16 protein-coding genes are annotated in these 23,370 nt (G+C 68.1%); 7 read left to right on the top strand and 9 right to left on the bottom strand.

Going from position 1 to position 23,370, the window contains the following annotated elements:
• Positions 1-144 precede the first annotated feature (144 nt).
• Both HOV77_RS17490 and HOV77_RS17495 read left to right on the top strand, forming a co-directional pair.
• On the top strand, positions 145-8,850 hold the full coding sequence (locus tag HOV77_RS17490; RefSeq protein WP_290863461.1) for a DNRLRE domain-containing protein: 8,706 nt from the start codon (positions 145-147) through the stop codon (positions 8,848-8,850).
• A 39-nt stretch (positions 8,851-8,889) separates the two neighbouring features.
• Positions 8,890-9,402 (top strand): DUF6346 domain-containing protein, encoded by a 513-nt coding sequence (locus HOV77_RS17495; protein WP_290863462.1) that lies wholly within the window; start codon positions 8,890-8,892, stop codon positions 9,400-9,402.
• 19 nt (positions 9,403-9,421) lie between these two features.
• On the opposite strand, the gene HOV77_RS17500 is transcribed toward HOV77_RS17495, so the two are convergent.
• On the bottom strand, positions 9,422-9,895 hold the full coding sequence (locus HOV77_RS17500; RefSeq protein ID WP_290863463.1) for a hypothetical protein: 474 nt from the start codon (positions 9,893-9,895) through the stop codon (positions 9,422-9,424).
• A 65-nt stretch (positions 9,896-9,960) separates the two neighbouring features.
• Between HOV77_RS17500 and HOV77_RS17505 the strand changes: the two genes are divergently transcribed.
• Positions 9,961-10,434 carry a molybdenum cofactor biosysynthesis protein gene (locus tag HOV77_RS17505; RefSeq protein ID WP_290863464.1) on the top strand — a complete coding sequence of 158 codons (474 nt, stop codon included), beginning with the start codon at positions 9,961-9,963 and terminating at the stop codon, positions 10,432-10,434.
• Between the two features lie 2 nt (positions 10,435-10,436).
• Here the strand turns inward: HOV77_RS17505 and HOV77_RS17510 are convergent, their stop codons facing one another.
• Positions 10,437-11,609, bottom strand: coding sequence for a glycoside hydrolase family 3 N-terminal domain-containing protein (locus HOV77_RS17510; protein ID WP_290863465.1), 1,173 nt, complete (start codon positions 11,607-11,609; stop codon positions 10,437-10,439).
• A 39-nt stretch (positions 11,610-11,648) separates the two neighbouring features.
• The gene (locus tag HOV77_RS17515) at positions 11,649-11,918 is read right to left on the bottom strand and encodes a DUF4287 domain-containing protein (protein WP_290863466.1); all 270 of its coding nucleotides are present in this window, start codon (positions 11,916-11,918) and stop codon (positions 11,649-11,651) included.
• 234 nt (positions 11,919-12,152) lie between these two features.
• Here HOV77_RS17515 and HOV77_RS17520 point away from each other — a divergent pair, with 234 nt between their 5' ends.
• Entirely contained in the window at positions 12,153-13,610 is a 1,458-nt protein-coding gene (locus HOV77_RS17520) for a methionine--tRNA ligase (RefSeq protein WP_290863467.1), read from the top strand.
• A 10-nt stretch (positions 13,611-13,620) separates the two neighbouring features.
• On the opposite strand, the gene HOV77_RS17525 is transcribed toward HOV77_RS17520, so the two are convergent.
• Together HOV77_RS17525 and HOV77_RS17530 are read right to left on the bottom strand one after the other, a co-directional pair.
• Positions 13,621-14,058, bottom strand: a complete 438-nt coding sequence (locus HOV77_RS17525; RefSeq protein ID WP_290863468.1) for a hypothetical protein — start codon at positions 14,056-14,058, stop codon at positions 13,621-13,623.
• Positions 14,059-14,095: 37 nt separating this feature from the next.
• Positions 14,096-17,803 (bottom strand): choice-of-anchor D domain-containing protein, encoded by a 3,708-nt coding sequence (locus HOV77_RS17530; RefSeq protein WP_290863469.1) that lies wholly within the window; start codon positions 17,801-17,803, stop codon positions 14,096-14,098.
• 120 nt (positions 17,804-17,923) lie between these two features.
• On the opposite strand from HOV77_RS17530, the gene HOV77_RS17535 reads away from it, so the two are divergent.
• Positions 17,924-18,574, top strand: a complete 651-nt coding sequence (locus HOV77_RS17535) for a hypothetical protein (RefSeq protein WP_290863470.1) — start codon at positions 17,924-17,926, stop codon at positions 18,572-18,574.
• A gap of 342 nt (positions 18,575-18,916) precedes the next feature.
• On the opposite strand, the gene HOV77_RS17540 is transcribed toward HOV77_RS17535, so the two are convergent.
• On the bottom strand, positions 18,917-19,804 hold the full coding sequence (locus HOV77_RS17540; protein WP_290863480.1) for a LysR family transcriptional regulator ArgP: 888 nt from the start codon (positions 19,802-19,804) through the stop codon (positions 18,917-18,919).
• Between the two features lie 76 nt (positions 19,805-19,880).
• Between HOV77_RS17540 and HOV77_RS17545 the strand changes: the two genes are divergently transcribed.
• Positions 19,881-20,477, top strand: a complete 597-nt coding sequence (locus HOV77_RS17545) for a LysE/ArgO family amino acid transporter (RefSeq protein ID WP_290863471.1) — start codon at positions 19,881-19,883, stop codon at positions 20,475-20,477.
• Positions 20,478-20,515: 38 nt separating this feature from the next.
• Here the strand turns inward: HOV77_RS17545 and HOV77_RS17550 are convergent, their stop codons facing one another.
• Positions 20,516-21,355 carry a PRC and DUF2382 domain-containing protein gene (locus HOV77_RS17550; protein ID WP_290863472.1) on the bottom strand — a complete coding sequence of 280 codons (840 nt, stop codon included), beginning with the start codon at positions 21,353-21,355 and terminating at the stop codon, positions 20,516-20,518.
• A gap of 111 nt (positions 21,356-21,466) precedes the next feature.
• On the opposite strand from HOV77_RS17550, the gene HOV77_RS17555 reads away from it, so the two are divergent.
• Entirely contained in the window at positions 21,467-21,892 is a 426-nt protein-coding gene (locus tag HOV77_RS17555) for a DUF2871 domain-containing protein (protein ID WP_290863473.1), read from the top strand.
• A 389-nt stretch (positions 21,893-22,281) separates the two neighbouring features.
• Here HOV77_RS17555 and HOV77_RS17560 read toward each other — a convergent pair whose 3' ends face one another.
• Both HOV77_RS17560 and HOV77_RS17565 read right to left on the bottom strand, forming a co-directional pair.
• Positions 22,282-23,103, bottom strand: coding sequence for an acyl-CoA thioester hydrolase/BAAT C-terminal domain-containing protein (locus tag HOV77_RS17560; RefSeq protein WP_290863474.1), 822 nt, complete (start codon positions 23,101-23,103; stop codon positions 22,282-22,284).
• 44 nt (positions 23,104-23,147) lie between these two features.
• On the bottom strand, positions 23,148-23,370 hold a 223-nt coding region (locus HOV77_RS17565; protein ID WP_290863475.1), incomplete at its 5' end, for an HNH endonuclease signature motif containing protein.

The following is a 23,370-nucleotide window of genomic DNA, read 5'->3' on the forward strand; positions in this document are numbered from 1 at the left end:
TCGGCAACGGGGGCCGTACGTTCGTTTCGTTCGATCCCTGGACCGGTGGGCCGATTCGGGTGCTGTGCACCTGGTCCTGGGGAGGATTCGGCGTTGCGAAACCGGAGCTGTCGCTGGCTGCTGGCCGGCGCACTGAGTGTCGTCATGATCACGGGATCGGGTGTGCCGGCGTTCGCCGCCCCCACGAGTGCGCAGCAGGCCGCCGATGTTCCCGGCGGTTTCTGGGATCCGATTCGCCGCTTGTTCGGGGCAAGCACCGCGCCTCGACCGAAGGCGCCGCCGAAGTCGGTCGACCTGAAGCTGGACGGTGTGCCGCACGATGACCCTGGTACGAAGGGCAAGGCGTGGGGTCCTGCGAAGCGAGTCAAGGAGCTGACTGCCCGGCGTACGCAGAACGCCCGGTTCTATCTGTTGTCGGATGGCCGGATGCAGGCCGAGGTGTCGCAGACGCCGCTGAACTACCGCGACGGAAACACATGGAAGCCGATCGACCTCGCTATGCGTACCGGGTCGGGCGGTTGGGCGTACCAGAATGTCTCGAACGCCTTCACCTCCCGCTTCGGTGATCGCAGCGACAAGCTGGTGCGTTTCGAGTCCGGCGGCCGGCACATCGAGCTGGGGCTGGCCGGACCGGCGGCGGAGCTGACGCCGAGGCTCGACGGCTCGACGGTGACCTACTCGGATGCGGCGAGTGGCGCGGACGTCGTCTACGAGGTCACGCCGACGACGCTGCAGGAGGACTTCGTCCTGGCCAAGGCGCCGGTCGAGCCGTTCGCGGTGACGATGACGATCAAGACCGGCGGCCTGGTGGCCCGGCAGGCGGCCGACGGATCGATCGAGTTCACCGGGCGGGACGGCGGCCGGGTGCTGTTCGTGATGCCCGCGCCGTACATGTTCGACTCGAAGGACGACGCGCAGTCCGACGTGGGCAAGTCGATGTCGCGCAAGGTGGCGCAGACGCTGACCCAGCACGGCTCGACGGCCGAGATCACGATCGTGCCGGACGCCGCCTGGCTGGCCGACCCGGCGCGGCAGTACCCGGTGACGATCGACCCCACCGTCAAGATCCAGCCGGTGCCCTCCGACGGCCAGGACGTCGAGATCTACTCCGGCGCGACCGGCACGAACTACAACAGCACCTACCAGCTGAAGGTCGGCACCGAATCGGTGAACACGTGGCGGTCGCTGGTGCGGTTCCCGCTCACGGGCATCCCGGCCGGTACGCCGATCGACGACGCCCAGTTGCAGCTGTACTACTCGCAGACGCACTGGGACTGGTCGTACGACGTGGCCCTCGAAGCGCGCCGGGTGACCAGCGCGTGGGACGAGTCGACGGCGACGTGGGGCAGCATCAACACCGCGATGGCGGCACAGCCGGCTGGGAACGTGATCGTCGTCGACGACGGTGACGCCGGGACCTCGTTCTCCGGCACCTGGCCGTATTCGACGAACTCGCTGACAGCCAAGGCGATCGGCGCGGACTACCGCTACAACAACGATGCGACGGCCGGGAACACGCACACCTGGACGCCGACGATCACCGAGGCCGGTGACTACCAGGTCGAGGTGCACTTCACCGCAGAAGCCGACCGGTCGACCGCCACTCCGTACACCGTGTATTACAACGGCGGGTCGAAGGCGTACACCGTCGACCAGACCGGCGCGGCCGACGGCGTATGGAAGACCCTCGGGGTGCATCCGTTCGCGGCGGGCACCACCGGGAAGGTCGTGCTCGGCGACGTGGCGAACAAGTCCGTCATCGCCGACGCCGTCCGGTTCACCAAGTGGGGCACCACCACCAAGAAGCGCGGCATCTCCAGCGTCTGGAACAGCTTCCCCGTACGCAACGTCGTGCAGGATTGGGTCAACGGGACGCAGCCGAACTACGGCTTCATGGTCAAGGCCGTCGACGAGGGCGACAAGGGCCGGGGCGGGCCGGTCTACGAGGCGTCGGAGTACGCGTACGACAACAACCGGCGTGACTACAACCTGCCGAAGCTCGTGGTGACCTTCGGCCGGCCCGGGGTGTCGGTGGACACGCCGACGACGATCACCTCCACCGGAGCGGCGCTGACCTGGCCCGCGTACGTCGACCCGACCGGGTCGGGATCCACGGCGGACGACATCGTCGAGTACCAGGTCCACCGCAGCGTCTATCAGACCTTCGTCCCGTCGGCGGCCACCCTCGTCGCCCCGGTGGGCAAGACGTCGCTGGCCTATCAGGACACCACTGCGATACCCACGCCGACCGATGAGACCGATCCGCTCAAGCGGCATTTCTACTACTACATGATCGCGGTGAAGACCGCCGACGGGCAGGTCGTCGCCGGGCCGACCCAGGGCGTGCTGCTGCCCAAGGCGGGCCGGATCACCAAGGTGTACCGGGAGACGGCCGCCAACCAGGTGCCCGACACGACGCTGTCGGCGGCGCAGCCGACCGCCAACGTCAACAGCTACGCGGGCGACCCGTACGTGTCGCCGGGCAACAACTCCAGCACCTACGGAGACACCCGCGGGCTGGTGAGATTCACCGATCTGGCGGGCGTACCGGCGAACGCCAACGTGGTCGACGCCCAGTTGGAGATGTGGAACACCGGGTTGTATCCCGGTGACGTCACCGACGGCAAGGTCGACGTCCACCGGCTGACCCGGGCCTTCGACGAGACCACCGCCACCTGGAACAGCGCCGCCTCCGGCACGGCGTGGACCACTCCCGGCGGCGACTACGATCCGACCGCCGAGTCCTACTTCGACGGTTTCACCAACGACCCCGAGTGGGCGTCGTGGACGGTCACCAACACGGTGAAGTCGTGGCTGGCGAGCCCGTCGACCAACTACGGGTTCCTGCTGAAGATGCGCGACGAGTCGGTGTCGACGCAGCGGTCGATGCTGCTGTCCGGTGAGGGCGCCGAGCCGCTGCTGCGGCCGACGCTGCGCGTGACCTACCTGGAGCCGACCGCCGAGTCGACCTACTACGCCCCCGGCACCGCGGGGCTGATGGCTCCGGCCAGCAGCTATCCGGTGACCGTGTCGGTGTCGAATCCGACCACCACCAGCTGGACCGCGGCGAACTGGGAGCTGTCCTACCACTGGACGCTGCCCGACGGCACCGACGTCACCACCAGCGGAAACCAGGCGACTACCGCGCTGCCCCGCGACATCGCCGCCGGGTCGACCGCGGACGTGGCCGCCACGGTGAAGACGCCTGCTTCGTCCGACGCGAACAAACGCACCGACTATGTGCTCAAATGGGAACTCCACAACAAGACCACCGGCCAATGGCTGTCGGCCACCGCCGGCATCGCGCCGCTCGACCAGAAGGTCGCCGTCGAGGAGCCGACCTCCGACCAGCTCGGCCTGGAGAAGTTCTACGCGTACGCGGGCAAGGGCACCGGCGCCGGGTCGGAGCTCATGAACAACTTGTACGCCGGGAACACCGTGTGGACCTATGACCCGATCGCCAACCCGTCCCGGGGACTGTCCTCGTTCGTGCGAATGGCGTACAACTCGCAGGACACCACCGACACCGTGGCCGGCTTCGGCTGGTCGCTGCAGGCGTCGTCGATGATGCGCCTCGGTACGCCGCTGGACTTCCACCCGAACCCGAACCCGACGACGGTGAAGTTCACCGACGGCGACGGCACCACGCACACGTTCGTCTGGAACGCGACCGCGAACGAGTGGACCTCTCCGAAGGGCGTGCACCTGTTCCTGCAGCGACTCGTGACCTGTACGCCTCAGACGGAGCAAGACCGCGCCTGGACGCTGACCCGGCCGGACCGGACGGTCTTCTATTACGACTGCGACGGCTACCTGTCGGCGACCGAGGACAAGAACGGCAACCTCATGACCTTCACCTATGAGGTCCGCCGATCGCAGAACAAGCCGACCAAGTTCCTGAAGTACGTCACCGACGCCACCGGCCGCCAGACGCTCACCCTGACCTACTGGGCCAAGGGCGACACCTACGACTATGTCAACGACACCACGTGGACGAAGGTCACCGGGCAGGCCAACCTCACGAACCCGAAGATCATCGACCACGTTCGGTCCATCGTGGACGTCTCCGGGCGTACGCTGACCTTCACCTACACGGACAAGGGTCTGCTCGGCGAACTCGTCGACGGGGCCGGGTCGACGCAGCCGAAGGTGTTCGGCTTCCAGTACGACATGACCCAAGGCAACAAGAACGTCAAGCTGGTCAAGGTGACCGACCCGCGTGGGCACGCCACCGACGTCGCGTACTACGACCTGCCCGACGACGACCCCAAGTTCCACTGGAACACCAGGTCCTACACCGACCGGCTCGGCTACCCGACCGCGTTCGCGTACACCGATCCGGACGGGCCCACGGGCACGACGATCGCCACCGACGTGCTCGACGCGTACCTGCGGCCGACCTCCTTCCTCATCGACGGATTCGGTCGGCCGACCCAGATCACCGACGCTCTGCATCAGGTCACCAAGCTCGGCTGGGACGGCGACCACAACGTAACCCGGCTCGAGGCGGCCGACGGAGCCGTCTCCACCTGGGCGTTCGACCCGAAGACGGGGTACCCGACCGTCGTCAAGGACGCCGAGGCGGTCAAGAACGGCTGGCCGGGCACGACGCTGGCGTACCAGACCGGGCTGAACGGCCACTGGGCCGACGTCATCGCCAAGCAGTCGTCGGAAGGTCGCTTGTGGACCTTCGGCTACGACACCGAGGGCAATCTCACAAGCGTCACCGACCCGAACGGCACCGCCACCGCCACTCCCGACGACTACATGACGACCTACGCCTATGACACGTGGGGTCAGATGCAGTCGGCGACCGACGCCAACGGCAACATCACGGCGTACGGCGACTACGACGCGAACGGCATGTCACGCCGGGTGACGGATGCGCTCAACAACGTCTCGACCTACGAGTTCAGCGTACGCGGTCAGACGACGAAGGCGACCGGCCCGCTCGGCACCTTCACGACGCAGACCTTCGACGTCTTCGGCCGGCCCCTGGTCAGCACCGTGCCGAAGGACCAGGCCGGCGGTGTCGTGCTGACCGTCCCGGCGCCGACCTACGACGCGAACAACAACATCATCGCCACCGTGGCGCCCAACGGAGCAGTCACGACCAGCTCCTATGACGATGCCGACCAGCTCGTCAGCATGATCCTGCCGGTCGACAAGGCGGGTGACCCGGAGCGCCGGACGACCAACACGTACGACCGCAACGGCAACCTCCTCACCACGACCGACCCGAAGGGCAATCTGACCGCCACCGTCGGGGACTTCACCACGACGAACGCGTACGACGAACTCAACCGGCTGGTGCGGGTCACCGACGCCGCCGGGCAGGTGACCACGTACGTCTACGACAGCGGCGGCAACGTCGCCACCACGATCGACGCCCGGAAGAACGCCACCGCCGACCCGAACGACTACACCAGCAAAGCCGAGTACGACCTCGACCACCGGCTGACCAAGTCGATCGATGCTCTGGGCAAGTTCACCACGACGGCGTACGACAAGGACGGCATCCCGATCTCGTCGACCGACCAGGCGGGCACCACGGTCACGACCGCGCTGGATCCGCGAGGCAAGCCGATCGAGGTCAAGATCCCGCACGTCGACCCGGGCGGCGGCGTCCAGTACCGGATCACCCGCACCGAGTACGACGAGGTCGGCAACGTCGTCAAGACGACCACCCCCCGAGGCGTCGACACCACCGACGACCCCGACGACTTCGCGACGGTTACCGTCTACGACAAGCTCAACCGGGTGGCGGAGTCCCGCACGGCGTACGACAAGGACGACGCCCGCTACAAGACCCCGGACTCCACCGTCTACACCTACGACGCGGCCGGCCGGCTGGCCAAGGTCTCGGCTCCGCCGTCGGGTGGGCAGACGGTCCGTAACGACACCACCTTCACCTACTACGACAACGGCTGGACGCGTACGACGGTCGACGCGTGGGATCTGCTGACGACCTACGACTACGACAACCTCGGCAACCAGACCCTGCGGCGGCTCACCAGCGCCGGCGGTTCGTCCGAGCGGACCATGACCTGGCAGTACTACCCCGACGGCAAGCTCAAGGCTCGCTCGGACGACGGTGTGCCGGTCGGCAAGCAGGTCGCCCTGGTCGACGACACCGACGTCAACAACGTGACCACCACCGGCACCTGGACGGCCGCCACCACCGCGACCGGCTTCTACGGCCGCGACTACGCCACCCACCCGGCGGGCACCGGCACCGACAAGTTCACCTGGCAGCTGAACCTGCCACAGGCGGGCACCTACGAGGTGTTCGTCCGGTATCCGAGTGTCGCGGGGGCGGCGTCGGACGCCAAGTTCGCCATCACCAACGCGACCGGCACCGTGACGAAGACCGTCGACCAGACGACGGCGGGCGGTCAATGGGTGAGCCTGGGCAGCCTCGCCTTCGCCGACGGGTCCGGTCAGAAGATCGAGCTGAGCGATGCCGCCAACGGGGTGGTCGTCGCCGACGCCGTCAAGCTCGTCCGGGACAACACCGGCGAGACCGACACCGAGAAGCAGGACTTCACGTACGCGTACGACCCGAACGGCAACCGGACGTCGATCGGCGACGCCAGCCCCAACGCGCTGGTCGACGCGTACGCGATGACCTACGACGGGCTGAACCAGCTCGGCCAGGTGCAGGAGAAGAAGTCGGGTTCGGTGACGAACACGACGACGTTCACCTACAACGAGATCGGCGCGACGAAGACGGTCACCCACGACCAGCAGTACGCCTCGTACGAGTTCGACGCGCGTGATCTGCTGTCGACGGTCAGCATCGGGGCGACCCCGACCGCTCCGTCACCTCACGTCACCCAGTACGCGTACACCGACACCGGCCAGCTCAAGCGTCAGACCAAGGCCAACGGCAACACCGTAGACGTCGACTACTACCTCGACGGCCTGGTCAAGGCACAGACGGAGAAGACCTCCAGCGGGACGTTGGTCGCCTCGCACACGCTGGACTTCGACGCCAACGGCAACCGGGTCAAGGACACCGCCTCGGTGATGAACGCCGACGACAACTCGGCGTACCTCAACACCACGACGACCTACACCTACGACCCACGGGACCGGCTCAGTTCGCTGACCTCGACCGGGGCCGGGGCGCGTACCGAGAGCTACATCCACGACGCGAACAACAACGTGGTGAGCCAGAACGTCAAGGGCACCAGCACCTCGTTCGTGTACGAGCGCAACCGGCTGCTCACGTCGAGCAGCGGCGGGGTGACCAGCCGCTACAACTACGACCCGTACGGGCGGCTGGACACGGTGTCCGCCAATGGATCCGTCGTCCAACGCATGATCTACGACGGGTTCGACCACGTTGTGGAGAATCGGTCCACGGCGGGTGGCACCACGAAGGTCAGCAAGTTCACCTTCGACGCACTGGACCGCACCACCTCCAAGACGACGGACGCCGGCACGGCCGACGCGGAGACGACGACCTTCGCGTACCAGGGCTTGTCCGGTGAGGTCCTGGACGAGAAGGTCGCCGGAGTCCTCAAGAAGACCTACGAGTACTCCGCGACCGGTGACCGGCTCGCTCAGGTCACCCACACCGGAGGCACCGACGAGGTCGCCTATTACGGCTACAACTCCCACTCCGACGTCGAGACGCTGAGTGCGGCCAACGGCAGCGTCATCGCGACGTACGGCTACAGCGCCTTCGGCACCGACAACACCGACCTGTTCACCGGCCGGGACAAGCCCGATCCGCAGAACCCGGATAAAGACGCGTACAACACGTATCGGTTCAACGCCAAGCGCGTCGACCCCGGCACCGGCACCTACGACATGGGGTTCCGTGACTACAACCCGGCGACGAACCGGTTCAACGTCCGCGACAGCTACGCCGGCGCGATGTCCGACATGGGACTGTCCACCGATCCGTTCACGGGCAGCCGGTACGGCTTCGGCGGCGGCAACCCGATCACCAACGTCGAGGTCGACGGCCACTGCGGCTGGAACCCCACCACCTGGGGCGACTGCGTCAGTGACGCCTGGGACGCCACCACCGGCGCGGTCAGCGACGCGTGGGACGCCACCACCGATTGGGTCGGCGACGCGTGGGACGCCACGACGGACTGGGTCGGCGACCGGTGGGAGGACACCAAGGAGATCGCCTCCGACGCCTGGGACAAGACCAAGGAGATCGCCAACGACGTCAAGGACTGGTCGATCGAACATGCGGATCTGGTCGGCACCGTCGCGGGCGTACTGGTCGGGCTGGGCTGCACCGCGTTGACCGGCGGCGCCGGGGCGATCGCCTGCGGCGCACTGGGCGGCCTGGTCAACGGCCTGGTCACCGGCGGCTTGCAATGCGCCGGAGGCGACCAGTCCCACTGCGGCGCAGGACTGCTGCTCGACGCAGTGGCCGGTGCGGCGCTCGGCGCAGCCGGTGGTGCACTCGGAGCGCTCATCGGCGGAGCCGGCGCGGGCCTCATCGCCGGAGCCCGGGGCGGCATCGGCGCGGCGGTCCGCGGGATCGGATCCGGCTTCACGAACGCCGCCAAGGGGTTGATCCCCGGCACCGGTTCGGCGATCCGTGCCTTCGGCGCCCGGTCGCTGAGCGCCTTCGCCAAGGGTTCGCTGAGCAACATCAGGACCGAGTTCGCCGAGAAGGGCCTCGGCGGGCAGGCGCTTGCGATTGGGAAGGACTTGCTGAAGGGCATGGTCACTCCCGACGGAATCGGTGCCGGGGCGGTCGGCGGAGCCATGCCGTCGACCCGGTCCGACGCCGTCGGCCTGTTCAAACAAGGCCCGAGTTTCGGCGTGCCGAATGTCGTCAATATCATCGGTGGCATGCTCGGTGGAGGATTCCAGTGATCGACCGCCGCGGAAGATCCGGAACCCGCCCGGGAACGGGTGAAACTGGTCCTGGGCGCAGTCGGGGCGATCGCTGCGGGTGTGGTCCTGTATCTGCTGGGCCTGACTCTGCTCAACGTCTACCCGGGGGCGAACACCGGCTGGTGGGGTCCGCCCGAACGCCCGGCGACCGCCGAGGTCGGCACCTGTGAGCAACGGGGCCCGGTCAGCGACAACGGCTTCGGCTTCTGGTGGAAGTGCGACGTGACGGTCCGCGCCGAGGACGGCCGAGTCGTGCGTACCACGGTGGACAGGTCGATCGTGACTCCGGCGGACGCGGGCAAGCCGGTTGAGTTCCGGGAGGCCTGCAAGTCCGGCACGACCGACTGCTCCTACGGGCGACCGGCGGGTCGTGGGTGGACGCTGCTGCTCGGGGTGGTCGGGCTGCTGCAATGGGTGATCTTGGCGGGCTTGGCGCTGTTCGCGGTCATCTGTCTCGTACGCGCGGCGCTCGGCCGCCATCGCTATGGCCGGTTGGCCGATGCCTGGGTGGGCAAGTCCCAGCGGCAATAGAGCTGTGCCCCGACCGCGCCTACAGATAGAGGTGCAACCCGTCTCGCATCTGCTTGGGCGTATAGGTCAGGGTGCCGCGCTGCGAGATCGTGACGCCGTAGAACTTCTCCATCTTCGGCACGTGCGCGATCGTGAACGGGAAGACGCAGTCCGAGCCCTTGGACACGCCCTCGCCGAGCGCGCCGATCGCGACGACGGTCCCGGCGGGATCGCTGACGACGATCTGCATACCGGGGACGATGTCGCTGTACATCTCGCTGCCGGAGCAGACGGCGCCGTCCTTCGTCCCGCCGTCGGAAAGCGTCAGGTCGCCGGTGACGGTGAAGTCGTCGTGCCGCATCTTCCACACGACGGCTCCCGCGGTGGCGGTTCCCGCGCAGCACAGGAACAGCACGATGGCAGCGCCGATGGCCGCCCAGATCGGCCAGCGCCGCTTGCCCGGCGAGGCGGGCTTTTCGCCCAGCTCAGCCGGGGTGAGCGGATCTTCGCTCATCCCCCCACCGTAGCCGCCCCAGGTTTACCTGACTCCGATACGCAGAAACCCAGTACCATGCGGTCATGCCGGAGATCGTGCAGCTGCTGGCGTCGCCGATCCATCGATTCGAGGGCCGCCCGGAGGACGGGCCGGTGCCCGCTCCGCATGGCGAACTCGTCGCCGAAGTACGCCTCCGCGCCGGTCTCGGCATCGTAGGTGATCGCTATTTCGGGCATCAGGCGCACAAGGACGCCGCAGTGACGGTCATCGCGCAGGAGTCCTTGCCGCCCGGCGCGGATTTGACCCAGGTACGCCGGAACGTGCTCTTGTCCGGGGTGGCCGTCGACGAGCTCGTCGGCGCCGTTCTGATCTTGGACTGCGGCGACGGCCCGGTACGCCTCCAGGCGAATCGCCCGGCCAATCCGTGCGCCTGGATGGACGTGACCATCGGGTCGGGCGCGCGCGACCTGCTGAAGGGCCGGGGCGGACTACGGTGCACCCCGTTGACCGACGGAGTTCTGCGCGTCGGTCCGGTCGAGGTCACGATCCTGCGCTGAAGTCAGGGGCGCAGCTGGTCGACTCGGGCGACCGCCGCGTCGATCTGAGCCATCGTCAGGTCGCCGCGCTTGACCCGGTTCACCGCCACATCGAGGATCTTCGTGACGATCGCCGGGTCGTAGACCTGCTGGTTCGCGTACACGAGGAGGTCGACGCCCGCCTGGACGGCCAGGGTGAACGCCTCGTCGGTGCCGTACTTGTCGGTGATGCCGGTGGCCTGCATGTCGTCGCTGACCACCGGGCCGGCCCAGCCCAGCTCGCCGCGCAGCAGATCGGTGACCACCTTGCGGGACAACGACATCGGCTTGTCCGGGTCGAGCTGGCGGTTCAGCAGATGGGCGACGAGGACCGAGTCGGTCATTCCACTGGAGATGAGCCGCTGGAACGGGATCAGGTCGCTGCGTTTCCACGTGCCGGTCACGTCGACCACGTCGAAGTCGGTGTTGCCGGTCGCGCTGCCGAAACCGGGGAAGTGCTTGATGGAGGTCTTGATGCGGCCGGCCCGGTGCACCTTGATCTCCTCGGTGGCATTGCCGACGACGACGTCCGGATCGGCGGAGAAGCTGCGGCCGAGCTTGGCGATCGCCGGGTTGTTCGGATTCGTGGCCAGGTCGACGACCGGGGCGTAGTTCATGGTCACGCCGACTGACTGCATGCTGCGTACCATGCCTTGAGCCCAAGCCGTGGTATGCGCGGCCTGGTTGACCGCGCCGACCTGAGCCTGCGACTGGCTGGCCGGAAAGCCGTTGTCCGGATTGAGGCGCGCGATGCGCCCGCCCTCCTGGTCGATCGAGACGATCAGCGGACCCGGCGCCGCGTCGCGCAGCGTGGTGACCAGCTTCGTGACCTGGGTGGGCGAGGTGATGTTGCGGGGCCGCCCGGTCAGCTGATCGGTGTCGAACAGGATGACGCCGCCGATGTGCTGATCCCGGACGGCCTTGACGATCCAGTCGTTCGCGCCGACGGTCTGGCCGCGGAAGCCCACGACCAGGAGGCTGGCGACCTTGCGCCGCACCGCCGCCTCGTCGAAGCCTCCGGTCGTCGCGGGCGCGCCACTGGTCGGGCTCGCGGGCGTGGCGGACGGCGTCGTCGTGGGTTCGTCGGTCGAACCGCACGCCGCCGCGGTCATGCTCAAGCCCGCCGCGGTCAGCAGATGACGGCGGCTCAGTCCCATCAGGCCAAGGTAGCTCAGCGCGGCGGCGGACGGGCCCGTTCAGGCGGGCTTGCTGGCCTTGCCCTCCAGCCAGAGTTTCTCGCCCTCGGCGGCATCCTTCCCGCCGACCTTGTCGCCGTTCTTGAGGACGTGGACGATCGCCATGGCGTGGCCGCGTCCGAGGTCGTAATCCGCCTTGAGCCAGTCGACGATCACGCCGGCCTTGGTGCCGGGCGCATCGAACCCCTTCTCCTGCGCCTGTGTGATGAGCTGGCGCGGGGTCAGCCCGGTCTTGTCCTCGATGTTGTCGAGGTATGCCTGAAACGACATGTTCTTCCTCCCCGATCGTGGTTCGGCAGCTGCCGGGCAGAGTACCCGGGGCGGTCTGTGAAACTCGGCTGCGTTCGGCGCCTCGCCGTGTCAGGATTCGCCCATGACAGCGCCGACCGTCAAGATGATGCGCCCCTTCCCGGGGCCGTTCGTCGTGCGCTGACACATCCGACGAGAACTCCCCGCGGCGGCGGGGCATCTCGGCGTACGCGGGCCAGGAGGAGAGGACCCGCCATGGGACGCCGTTATGTCACCACCGCCATTCCCTACGTCAACGCCGAACCCCATCTCGGGTACGCCCTCGAACTCGTGCAGGCTGACGTCCTGGCCCGGCAGGCGCGCCGAGCCGGGCACGAGGCGCGGCTGCTCACCGGCACCGATGACAACGCGCTGAAGAACGTGATCGCCGCCCGAGCCGCCGGAGTGGACACGCGTACCTTCGTCGACCGCAACGCCGCATCGTTCGCCGCGTTGGCCGGGCCCTTGCAAGTGGCGTACGACGACTTCGTGCGGACGAGCGCCGACCAGCGGCACGCCGACGGGGTCGCCCGGCTCTGGACGGCGTGCGCGGAGCGGGGCGACTTCTACCGCCGCGCGTACTCGGGTCTCTACTGTGGAGGCTGCGAGCAGTTCTACGCCCCGGCCGACCTCGTCGACGGCGTATGCCCAGAGCATGGCGTCGTGCCCGAGCCGGTGACGGAGACGAACTGGTTCTTCCGCCTGTCCCGATACCAGGACGCCGTCCTCGCGGCGATCGAGTCGGGCCGCGTACGGGTCGAACCTCCGGCGCGGCGCAACGAGGTGCTCGCCTTCCTGCGGTGCGGCCTCGACGACATCAGCGTCTCGCGCCCGGCCGCGCGATCCGGCGGCTGGGGCATTCCGGTCCCCGGCGACCCCGATCAGACCGTCTACGTGTGGTGGGACGCGCTCGGCAACTACGTCACCGCGCTCGGCCAGGACTCGCCGTTGTACCGGCACTGGTGGGCCGAGTCCGACGAGCGTATCCACATCATCGGCAAGGGCATCGTGCGGTTCCACGCCGTCTACTGGCTGGCTCTCCTGCTCTCGGCGGGGTTGCCGCTACCCACGACCATTCTCGTGCACGACTACATCACGCTCCATGGCGCGAAGATCAGCAAGAGCGCGGGCACCGGCGTCGAGCCGCTCCAGCTCGTCGGCCGCTACGGCACCGACGCCGTCCGCTGGTGGCTGCTGCGCGACGTGGCGCGCTTGGGCGACACCGACTTCACGACCGGCCGCCTGGTCGACCGGGCCGACCGCGACCTCGCCAACGGCTTCGGCAATCTCATCCATCGCACGACCACACTGGTACGCAGGCACTTCGGCGCGACTCCGCCACCCGCAGTGGCCGGCGGGCCGCTGACGGAGGCGATCGGCAGCCTGCCGGAACAGGTGAGCCGGGCGCTCGACATCGGCGACTTCCGGAGCGCCACCCGAGCGCTGTGCAGCGCGGTCGAGGAAGCCAATCGGCACATCGACGCGACGCGGCCGTGGCAGCTCGGCGATCGGGACTCGGCCGCCAAGAGCGCGGTGCTGGCGGATCTGCTCGCCGCGTGCCGATTGATCGCGGGCGAACTCACGCCTTTCCTGCCGGAGGGCGCTGCCCGGCTGCAGTCTCAGTGCGACGGCGAGCGGACGGCTCCCGCCTTCCCCCGGGTCGTTGAGCCCTGAATGACTCAGCCTAGTCGGACTGCGGCGCGTCGTGCGGTTCGGCCACCTGCCAATGCAGGTCCGCCCCGAACGCGTCGCCGGGCTGCGAGTCGTACGCGGACGTGTACATCGGGAAACCGTCGTACGTGACCTGCAGGGAACCGTCCGGGCGCGGCACCGTGCCGAGGGTGCCGATCAGCCCGGGCGGCAACGCGAGCGGGTCGCCGTCGTGGTACGCGAACGGCGGGTGCAGGTCGGCGCAGGTGTCGACGCAGACCACGGTGCCGTTCGCTTCGGCGTCGTACGTGTACAGCGTCATGCCGTCCAGCGTGGCCAGCACCCGCCCGGCCATGTCGCTCTCCTGGATCTCGACCGTCAGCGGTGGCGGCGCCGGCGGTTCGGCGTACGCCGTCGCGGGTGCGAGCGTGCCCAGCAGGGTCACCGCGATCGCGGTCGCCGTTCGGAGCATGCCGCTCACCTCCCGCTTGCGTACAGATAATGCACGCTTAGTAGCTAATTGTAACGCTTCGTACGGTGTGCACGTCGAAGTAGCCGCCCGTAGCTCCGGTGAACCCGGCGATGATCCCGGCCGGGAGGGTGATCGCGACGTTGATCACCTGCCGGCCGTCCACCGCGACGGTGAGCTGGCCTGACGCGTACGCCACGTCGACGGTGTGCGTGCCCGAGCGCAGATTCGGCACGCTCGCCGTGGCCGCGTACGCCAGATGCCCGCTCGATCCGGTGGTCGCCACCGTGACGAGGCTGGTCGCCGGGTCCCAGCTGTTCCGATAGGTGTCCAGTGTGATCGCCACGCCAGGCAGGCCCTGGAAGCCCAGACCGCCACCGCCGCCGCCGAGGGACGTCACCCCGGCTTTCGACGAGTCCAGCAGCGCCAGCGTCATGCCGTCGGCGCCGATGGTCCCGCCGCCGCTGATCTGTGCCACGAAATGGGCCTTGAGCCGGGTCGGCGGGATCACCGTGGACTGGAAAGCCGATCCCTTGACGCCCTTGGCGGCCGGCGTGAGCACGAGGTCCGTGCCGGACAGTTTGGCGGTGCCGTTGAAGGTCCAGCCGTTGACCCCGGGCGGCGGCAACGCGTACGCCGTCGCCGTGATGTTGGCGTCGCGAATCGTGTGGATGTCGGTGAGCGCTCCGTTCGCCCCGGTGAAGGCGACGAACGCCGCAGGCGGCAGGCTCGCGACCGACAGGGACAGCTTCTGCGTACCGTCCATCGCCACCGTGATCGTCTTCCCGACGACCTGCACGGTGAACTTGTGGGTGTTCCTGCGGATCGTGTTGATCTGCGTGCTGGTCTGCAACCAGGCCAAACCGCCGTCGGACTTCATCGTCGTCGCCAGGCCGATGAAGTTGTCCGAGGGATCACCCGCGTTGGGATACGTGTCGATCCCGAGCGCCACCCCCGGCAGCCCGCCGAAGCCGAGCGCACCGCCGCCGACTCCCAGCGCGGCGGGCGTCACCTTGGCCGGATCCAACAGCGCGAAGGTCGCCCCATCCGCGCCGGTGCCGCCGCCGATGATGGCCGTGAAGTTCGCGACCAGCCCGTCGGTGAGCACTGGCACCGGGAACACCGCCGAACCCGTCTGACCTTCCGTCGTCTGGGTGAGGTTGAGGTCGTTGCCCGCGAGCCGGGTGGTGCCGTTGAGCTGCCAGCCGCCGTATCCGGGCGCGCCGACGGTGACCCCCGCCGCGGGCGTGGTGCCGTTTCCGGTCAGCGTCTCGTTCTGCGGTCCGCGGCCGTCGTCGCCGGTGATCTGATAGACGCCGGTCGCCGGGCCGGTCGCCGACGGCACGAAGGTGACGTTCTCGTGCAGCACGTCGCCCGGGTTGAGGATCTGGCCCTCCGGGATGGGATTGCTGACGAAGAACGGCGGCGACGGTACGCCCGCCTTCGTGATCGTGAGCGGGATGTTGCCGGTGTTCGAGACGTCGAACGTACGCGTCCGAGCCTGCCCGACCCGGGTGTTGCCGAAGTCGGTGCTGGTCGGGTTGACGGTCAGCACCGCCTGGCCGACGATTGCGCTGCCGCTCAGGGGAACGCTCGTCGTGCCATTCTGCCCGGTGATCGACAGGGTGTCGGTGTCACCGCTCGAGGCGGCCGTCGGCGCGTACGTCACCTGAACTGTCACGGTCTGCTGTGGAGCGATGCTGAACCCGGCCGCGGGCAGGCCTGAGGCGCTGTACGGCGCGTTCGGCGCGTGCGTCGCCGAGACGATCTCGGGGTCGGTGCCCGTGTTGGTGAACGTCACGCCGAGGGTTTCGGTGGTGGAAGTGGGCACCTGGCCGAAGGCGAGCGTCGGCGGCGACGCCTGCAAGCCCGGCTGGGTCGCGTACCCGCTGAGATCGAGGCCGGAGGTGCCGATGTCCATCGTGAAGGTGAGCACCGCGGTGGCTGGACCGGCCCGGGTGGGTGCGAACGTGACCGGGACGTCCATCGTGTCCCCGGCGTTCATCGTGCGCGGCAGCGGGGGCGGCTGAGCGGTGAACCGGCTGCCTGCAGGGGTGCTGACTCCGGTGACGGTGAGCGTCCGATGCGCGGTCACCGTGGCGATCTTCTGTTGTGAGGTGTTCACCGGGACTTGGCCGAAGTCGACCGGCGACCCGGTGAGCGCGGCGCTGGCCGGCCGGCCGAAGGCGAGCACGTGGCCGTCGCGGGTGCCGACGTAGATCCGGCCGCCGTCGGTGGCCGGAACCGGGAACTTCGCCGCGATGCCGATCGGCGCGGACCACCGGAGCCGCATCACACCGTTGACGGGGATCGCGTCGTACGCCCGCAGCTGCCCGTTCGTGCCGTTGTTGCCGTCGGAGTACTCGACCCAGACCAGCGCCGACGACGGGTCGTCGCCGACCGAGGTGACGATCGGTGAGCCGGACGAGTAGCCGAACGTCTCCGGGCTGGTCGCGACGCTGGTCAGGGTCGGGCTGCCCGCCCCGTTGACCCCGTACGCCAATGCCCGCAGCGGAGCCCGGCTGCCCACGGTGTAGACGTAGCCTCCGCCCCCGCCGAACGCGACCGGATGCCCCCAGACGCCTTCGAACGGGCCGCCGACTTGCAGCGCCGCATCAGTGCCGCCGGAGCCTTGGCCTCGGCCGCCCAGGTTGTCCCGGTCCAGTAGGAAGACCCGGCCGTCCTTGCCGATCTGAACCAGAAGATGCGGATGGGTCGGCGTACCGAACGCGGGGGACGGCAACGCGAGGGGCGCGCCGGAACCCAGGTCCTGATCGTTCAAGTCGAGGGTGTTGGCGTTCACGGGGGCGAAGAAGTCCTGGGCGGACAGCGTCCCGTCGGCGTTCACCCCGAGCCGGACGACGGATTCGGCGAGCTGGCCGGGCGGATTGTGTCCCGGGCCGGGCGCGGGGGAGATGCCGTTGCCGCTGGTGAAGATGATCCGGCCCGGGCCGTCGGAGATGAGGCCGGCGCCTGGTCCCCAGATCCCGCCCCGGCCGCTGCTCGTGTTGTCCTCGGTGGCCCACATCGTCATGGCTCGGTCCGACGCGTTGATGCCGAGGACGTAGCCGTCGTAGGGCTGGACATCGCAGTGCGAGGCGAAGGCGGCGTACACCCAGCCGTCCAGGAACAGCAGACCCGGGCGCTGCATCGCGGTGAACGCGTTGAACGGGCGCGTCAGGTCGTTCGTCGGCGCTCCGGCGATCGTCAGCGGCCAGCCGACCCGCTCGGCTCCGGACATGGCGTCCAGCGCATGGGCGTACCAATGCGGATGGGAGGTGTCCGGCCCGTCGTTGACCTTCGCCGTCAGGTAGACCGTGCCGGTAGCCGGGTCGATCACCGGCGTTGCCGTCACACCCACCGTGGGCTCGAGGTTTCCGCAGCCGATCGCGGCCGCCGGCCAGGCCGGGCCCAGCGACTTCGACCAGACGATCGTGCCGGTCGCGCCGTTGATCCCGTACACCTTGTTGTTCTCGGTGGCCACGATCACGAGGCCGCCGTAGACGAGCGGCTGGGCGTACACCTGGCCGTCCACGGCGGTCGAGAACTGCTGACCGAAGTCCGAACTGGACACCTGAGCGGGCGTCAGGCCCGCCTCGTCCGAGTCCCAGCCGGTACGCAGGTTGTCGACGGCGCCGGTCGTCACGTCGGCCGAAGCCGGCCGGGCCGGGAACGGGAGCACCAGAGTGAGCACCGCTGCGAGCACCACAGTCAGCGGTGCGGCGGTACGGGCGGCGAATCGAGTCATCGTCTCGATGATCACCGAATCTGACCCAAAGTCAGAACATCGACACGCACGGTTATTTATGAGTATTGTTCGACTCTGCGGGGGTCGCTTCGGGCGTCGTCCATACCGTACTTTCCTCTCATGGTCCTCGCCGCTGAAAGCTTCACGTTCTACACGACCTTCTCGAAGATCGAAGGCGTCTTCGTCCTGCTGCTCACCATCGCGGGCGCGATCGCCGTCCTGTTCCGCGTACGCAAGAACGGGCTGCTTTCGACGCTGGCGGCGGTCGCCGGCCTCGCCTGCTTCGCTCTGGCCACGTCCTACTGGCTGCTGCAGTCCTTCGACGTGATCACCGGCTCCAACGAGTACACCTGGGCGGCCGGTCAGGTCGTGTACGACCTCGGCATCCTGCTGGTCATCGCCGCCCTCGTGCTGCCGAAGGTCGGCGGCGGTGACGCCAAGCCGCCGGTTCCGCCGGTCGCCGCGTGGCCCGGGGCCGCCGTGCCGCCGCAGGGGCAGCCGGGCCAGCCGTACGCCCAGCCCTATTCACAGCCCGGCCAGCCCGCTCAGCCTTACCCGCAGCCGTATTCACAGCCCGGACAGCCCGCCCAGCCCTACGCGCAACCGGGTCAGCCCGCGCAGTCTTACGGCCAGCCGCCCGCGTACGGGGCGTACCCGTCGGCTGCTCCGACTTCGGGCACTCCCACGTCGGGCAGTCCTGTTTCGGGGAGTCCGACGTCGGCCGCTCCGACTTCGCCGCCTTCGGCCTGGCCGCAGCAGCCTCCGCAGTAGCCCCGCAGCGGTCATACGAGTCGCCCGTCAGCCGAACGTGTCGTCCCGAATGTGGCGTCCGCGCCGACGGCTCCGTCGCACGGGCTGGTCCAGAGGGCTCTCGTCCTTCGCAAGATCGAGTTCCCTGGGTCAGCGTTTCCAGCCCGAAATGGAAGATCGAGTTCCCTTGGTCAGCGCAAAACCGGCCCTAATGCGCTGATGGTGGGAACTTGATCTTCCAAATGGGGCAGAAATTGCTGACTACGGGCACTCGATCATCCCGAGGCCGCGCCCGAGAGCCGTGCCCGTGAGCCGTGCCCGAGTACAGCGCCGAAATGCGCGCCGCCACAGTCGGCGTTGCCGTCAGCGCAGCGAGGCCCGGGCGGCGTCGCGTACGGCGGCGGTCAGAGCAGCCAGCGCCGCCGACTCCAGCCGCCAGTGCTGCCAGTAGAGCGGAACGTCCAGGTGCCGCCCGGACAGCCGGATCACCTGCCCGGCGGCCAGCTCGGCGGTCGCCAGGTGCTCCGGCATCAACGCCCAGCCGAGGCCTAGGCCGATCGCGCGGTTGAACGCGTCTGCCGACGGGATGTAGTGGATCGGCGGATCGAGCGTCCGCCGGGTCACCGTACGCAGGAACCGGTGCTGCAGCTGATCCTTGCGGTTGAGCAGCAGCATCGGTGCGTACGCGAATTCCTCCGCACTGCCACCGTCCGGAAACCACAAGTCGCGTACGCCCGGGGCAGCGACCGGCAGGTAGCGCATCGTCCCGAGGCGCTGTACGCGGCAGCCCTGCACGGGCACGTTCTGCGTCGTCACCGCGGCCATGACGGTGCCGCTGCGCAGCAGCTCGGCGGTGTAATCCTCGTCGTCGGAGTGAACGTCGAACAGCAGCCGAGCCGTCGAGGGCACCGCCGCCAGCGCGGGCAGGAACCAGGTCGCGAGCGAGTCGGCATTGACCACGATCGGCAGCCGCGTCCACGATTCGCCGGTCTCCCCGACGAGGCCCCGCGCCGAATCGAGCGCTTCGCGTTCGAGCAGCGCCAGCTGTCCGGCCAGCCTGACCAGCGGCTCACCAGCGGCGGTGGCCTGACACGGTTTCGCCCGCCGCACCAGCACCTGCCCGGCGGTGTGCTCCAGCGCCTTGATGCGCTGGCTCACCGCCGACGGCGTCACCCTGAGCGCGCGGGCCGCCGCCTCGAAGCTGCCTTCGCGGATCACGGCGGCGAAGGTCTGCAGTTGAGCCGAGTCCAACGTCACTTAAGCAATGCTAATCGAGCCTAAGAAACATTAGTTGGACTGATGAACCTCGGCTTCCTACGGTTGCAACGTGCTCACCTCGCTGTTCGCCGGATTCGGCGCCTCCCTCGGCCTGATCGTCGCCATCGGCAGCCAGAACGCGTTCGTCCTGCGGCAAGGTCTGCGCCGCGAGCACGTCCTCCCGGTCGTGCTGCTCTGTGCCGCGTCCGACGCACTGCTCATCGTGGCCGGCGTCGCGGGGCTGGGCTCGATCGTCGCCGACCGGCCCGTCGTGCTCGCGGCCATCCGGTGGTGCGGCGCCGCGTTTCTGCTCGCCTATGCAACCTTGGCGGTACGCCGAATGCTGCGACCCGGGCTCCTGGAAGCGGCGTCGGGCAGCGGGGCGGGACTGCGAGCGACCCTGCTGACGTGCTTGGCGTTCACCTACCTCAACCCGCACGTCTACCTGGACACCGTGCTCCTGCTCGGCGGTCTCGCCAGCCAAGAGGACCATCGGTGGTGGTTCGCGGCCGGAGCCGCGCTCGCCAGCGCCGCCTGGTTCACGGGATTGGGTGGTGCCGCCCGGCGTCTCGCACCGAGACTGGCCCGCCCAGGGACGTGGCGGGTACTCGACGGCGTCGTCGCCGCCACGATGACGGTGGTGGGGCTGCGGCTGATCCTCGCTTGAAGACCAGCCGCCCTCAGGACCAGCCGCAGCCCGTCCGCCTAACGCCTGCGGTCGTCACGGCTGGAGCGGTCGTCCTCCACATCGATCTGCTCCTTGCGGACGGTGCCCTTCACATGCCGTTGCTCGGTGCGGGTCTCCTTCACGAGTCCGACCTGCTCCACCGGCACGGTCTCCTTGGCCACGCTCGGCCGCTCCTCGTGTAGCGTCACCTCTGCGGTCTCCTCCGCGAACGGCCGGTCGTCGGCCGTACGCGCAGCCCCGGGCCGGTCGATCGGCCGGCGTTCGACCCGCACTTCTTCGTGGCTGACCGGAACCGTGATGTCGACGTTCTCGGTCACGACGTGCTTGCGCAGGCGGACCTTCCCGGTCTCGACCTCCTCCTTGCCCGTACGCAGCTGCTCCTCGTAACGGGTCAGGTTGAGATTCTGGGGCCTGTCTCGCATAGCGGCCTCGTCAGCCCCGCGCGTGGGCATCTCAGCAGTCGTACGCGACTCCGGCTCGCGCAGTCCCGCCTGCGCCTTGGCGGCCTGTTGTTCGGTGCGGCCACGGAACTTACCGGCCGGCAGGTTGTAGTAGTACCGGTCCAGCTCGGCCGCGGAGCCCTCGCTCAGGTTGCCGGACTCCCGTTCGACTTGCGGTGCGTTGCGTACCTCGTCCTTCATCGCCGCGACGTGGAGCTCGTGGCCCTCGATGTGGCTCTCGGCATCCAGCGGGACAAAGGATTCGTTCGTGCCGAACCATCCGGTACGCACCGCCACCCACGCCGGGTGGCCGTCCTCGCCGTCGAGGTAGACCTGTCCGACCGAGCCGATCTTCTCACCGACGCCGTCATACACCTTGGCTCCGGCAAGCAGGTTCAACTCCTGCGTGGTGATCATCACTAACCCCCCGTTCTCCTGGTGTTACGAAGATCGCGTACCCAGTGGATCACACCGGAAACTTCTGCTCCGGATCTAGACCAGGCGGGTGTTGTGGCGCAACCTTGTGCGGTGAGAAAACTCTACGTAGCAGCATACGTGTACATGATCCTCGGCTTGATCATGGGCCTGGCGTACCGTGAGATCACGAAGATCAAGGACTTTCACGGGGACACGCAGCTGGGCCTGGTCCACACCCACCTGCTCGCGCTGGGCATGCTGTTCTTCCTGATCGTGCTGGCGCTCGAGAAGCTCTTCGGCCTGACGGAGAACCGCCGGCTGTTCGCGACCTTCTTCTGGGTCTACAACGCGGGCATGGCCGTGACGATCGGTGCGATGACCGTCCACGGAACTCTGACCGTCTACGGCAAGGAGAGCAACGAGGCGATCGCCGGTATCGCCGGGCTGGGCCACATCGCGCTGACGGTCGGACTCGTCCTGATGTTCATCAACCTCGGCAAGCGCATTCCCGCGAACCGCACCCCGGAAGCCGAGTAGCACCACCGGCACGTACGCGCAGCGCCCGCTTGCTCCGGCACGCGGGCGCTGTCTCGTCCCGCTACGCGGGCATCGGCTTCTCCCAAGGCTTATCCATCGCCTCCAGCCGGGCGATGCTGTCACGATAGAACTTCGCCCACCAGGCGTCGGCGATAGCTTCAGCCACTTCGGCTCCGCGCCGAGCCTCGGCGACGTCGTCCTCCCAGCTGGCGCGCAGCAGGTCGTTCAGCGCCCTGATGTGTCGTCCATTCGCCGATGTGCTGCGCCTGGGAGGAGATTAGACCGACCGACTACCCACAATCAAATGCGGTAATAGGCCGGAGAGATTAGTGGGGAAGCCTGCTACACAACGTTTTCAATCACCCGAGTAATCGTCACTCATCCGCCCATTACTGGGCCGCCAGCCCCAATGTTTCGAGGACATGAGGCCAAGCGGCCGACCCAAGCCGCTCGTCGGCTGCCGCCGTCCCGCCGTGCGCGATGCGAGCGTTCGCCGGCTTCGGCGCCTCGCCGGGCAGGATCGCGCGATGCCCGGCCTCGTCCTCGATCACGATCCCGGTCGGCAACCCGTACGCCGCCCGCCGTCTGCGAATCTGCTCGGCGAACAGAGTCGTCGGCCACAGTTGGTCGTCGCCCCCACCGATGAGCAGAACGGGGCCTTGAATCCGTTCAACTGCGATGGCTGCGTCCGCTACTCGATCGGCGTGCGTGACCAGGCTGCGTTCATACTGACCCCGGTACGCGATCGGCAGCGCGACGCCGTCCGACGACCACTCCTCGTCGTACGGGACGAAGGGAACCGCCGAGTGCCGCCAGCTCCACGACGATCGGTACGGGTACGTGATGCCGTCGAGGCCAGGCCCGACGTTCGCCCACGCGACCGAGGTGGGTGCCATCGCCACGACCCCTGCGATCCGATCGTCTGCCGCCGCAGTCAGGAGCGCAGCTTCAGCCCCCTTGGAGACCCCCACGACGCCGACCGGTACGCCCGGGTACTGCTGGCGTAGCTGGCCGACCGCACTGACGAACCGTTCCAGCGGTATCTCGCAGATCCCCACCGACTGCCCTGGACCACCGAACCATCGGGGAGCGAGTACGGCAGCGCCATGCTTGGCGAGCAGGCGCGCACGATTGAGATCCGGCTGGCCGCTGGAACCGTGGAGCAGGAGAACCGCGGCTCGCGGAGGATCGGCGGGGAGCACGAGCGCCATTTCCTGATCATCCCAATCGCGCTGGTATCCACAGCGCCGACCCTTCAGCAGCGTCGGTGCAGGGTGTTCTGGACGGGTCTGCGTAGTGGGTCGATGAAGGCTGGTGGGAGGAATTCGGGGAAGCCGTCGGTTCGGATGCGTACTTGCCAGTGTCCGTGGTGGATTTCGCGGTGGTGGAACCCGCAAAGCAGGACAGAGTTGGTCAGACAGGTGGTTCCGCCGTCTGCCCACGCGTGAACGTGGTGGCCGTCGCACCATTGCGGTGGG

The sequence above is a fragment of the Hamadaea sp. genome, from assembly GCF_013362815.1.
In the GTDB taxonomy this organism is placed as follows: Bacteria; Actinomycetota; Actinomycetes; order Mycobacteriales; family Micromonosporaceae; genus Hamadaea.

Excerpts from the sequence above, each read along its gene's own strand:
- HOV77_RS17505 (WP_290863464.1), top strand. The coding sequence starts at position 9,961 with ATGCCGGAGATCGTGCAGCTGCTGGCGTCGCCGATCCATCGATTCGAG.
- HOV77_RS17500 (WP_290863463.1), bottom strand. The coding sequence starts at position 9,895 with ATGAGCGAAGATCCGCTCACCCCGGCTGAGCTGGGCGAAAAGCCCGCC.
- HOV77_RS17490 (WP_290863461.1), top strand. The coding sequence starts at position 145 with ATGATCACGGGATCGGGTGTGCCGGCGTTCGCCGCCCCCACGAGTGCG.
- HOV77_RS17530 (WP_290863469.1), bottom strand. The coding sequence starts at position 17,803 with ATGACTCGATTCGCCGCCCGTACCGCCGCACCGCTGACTGTGGTGCTC.
- HOV77_RS17515 (WP_290863466.1), bottom strand. The coding sequence starts at position 11,918 with ATGTCGTTTCAGGCATACCTCGACAACATCGAGGACAAGACCGGGCTG.
- HOV77_RS17520 (WP_290863467.1), top strand. The coding sequence starts at position 12,153 with ATGGGACGCCGTTATGTCACCACCGCCATTCCCTACGTCAACGCCGAA.
- HOV77_RS17560 (WP_290863474.1), bottom strand. The coding sequence starts at position 23,103 with ATGGCGCTCGTGCTCCCCGCCGATCCTCCGCGAGCCGCGGTTCTCCTG.
- HOV77_RS17535 (WP_290863470.1), top strand. The coding sequence starts at position 17,924 with ATGGTCCTCGCCGCTGAAAGCTTCACGTTCTACACGACCTTCTCGAAG.
- HOV77_RS17510 (WP_290863465.1), bottom strand. The coding sequence starts at position 11,609 with ATGGGACTGAGCCGCCGTCATCTGCTGACCGCGGCGGGCTTGAGCATG.
- HOV77_RS17550 (WP_290863472.1), bottom strand. The coding sequence starts at position 21,355 with ATGATCACCACGCAGGAGTTGAACCTGCTTGCCGGAGCCAAGGTGTAT.
- HOV77_RS17525 (WP_290863468.1), bottom strand. The coding sequence starts at position 14,058 with ATGCTCCGAACGGCGACCGCGATCGCGGTGACCCTGCTGGGCACGCTC.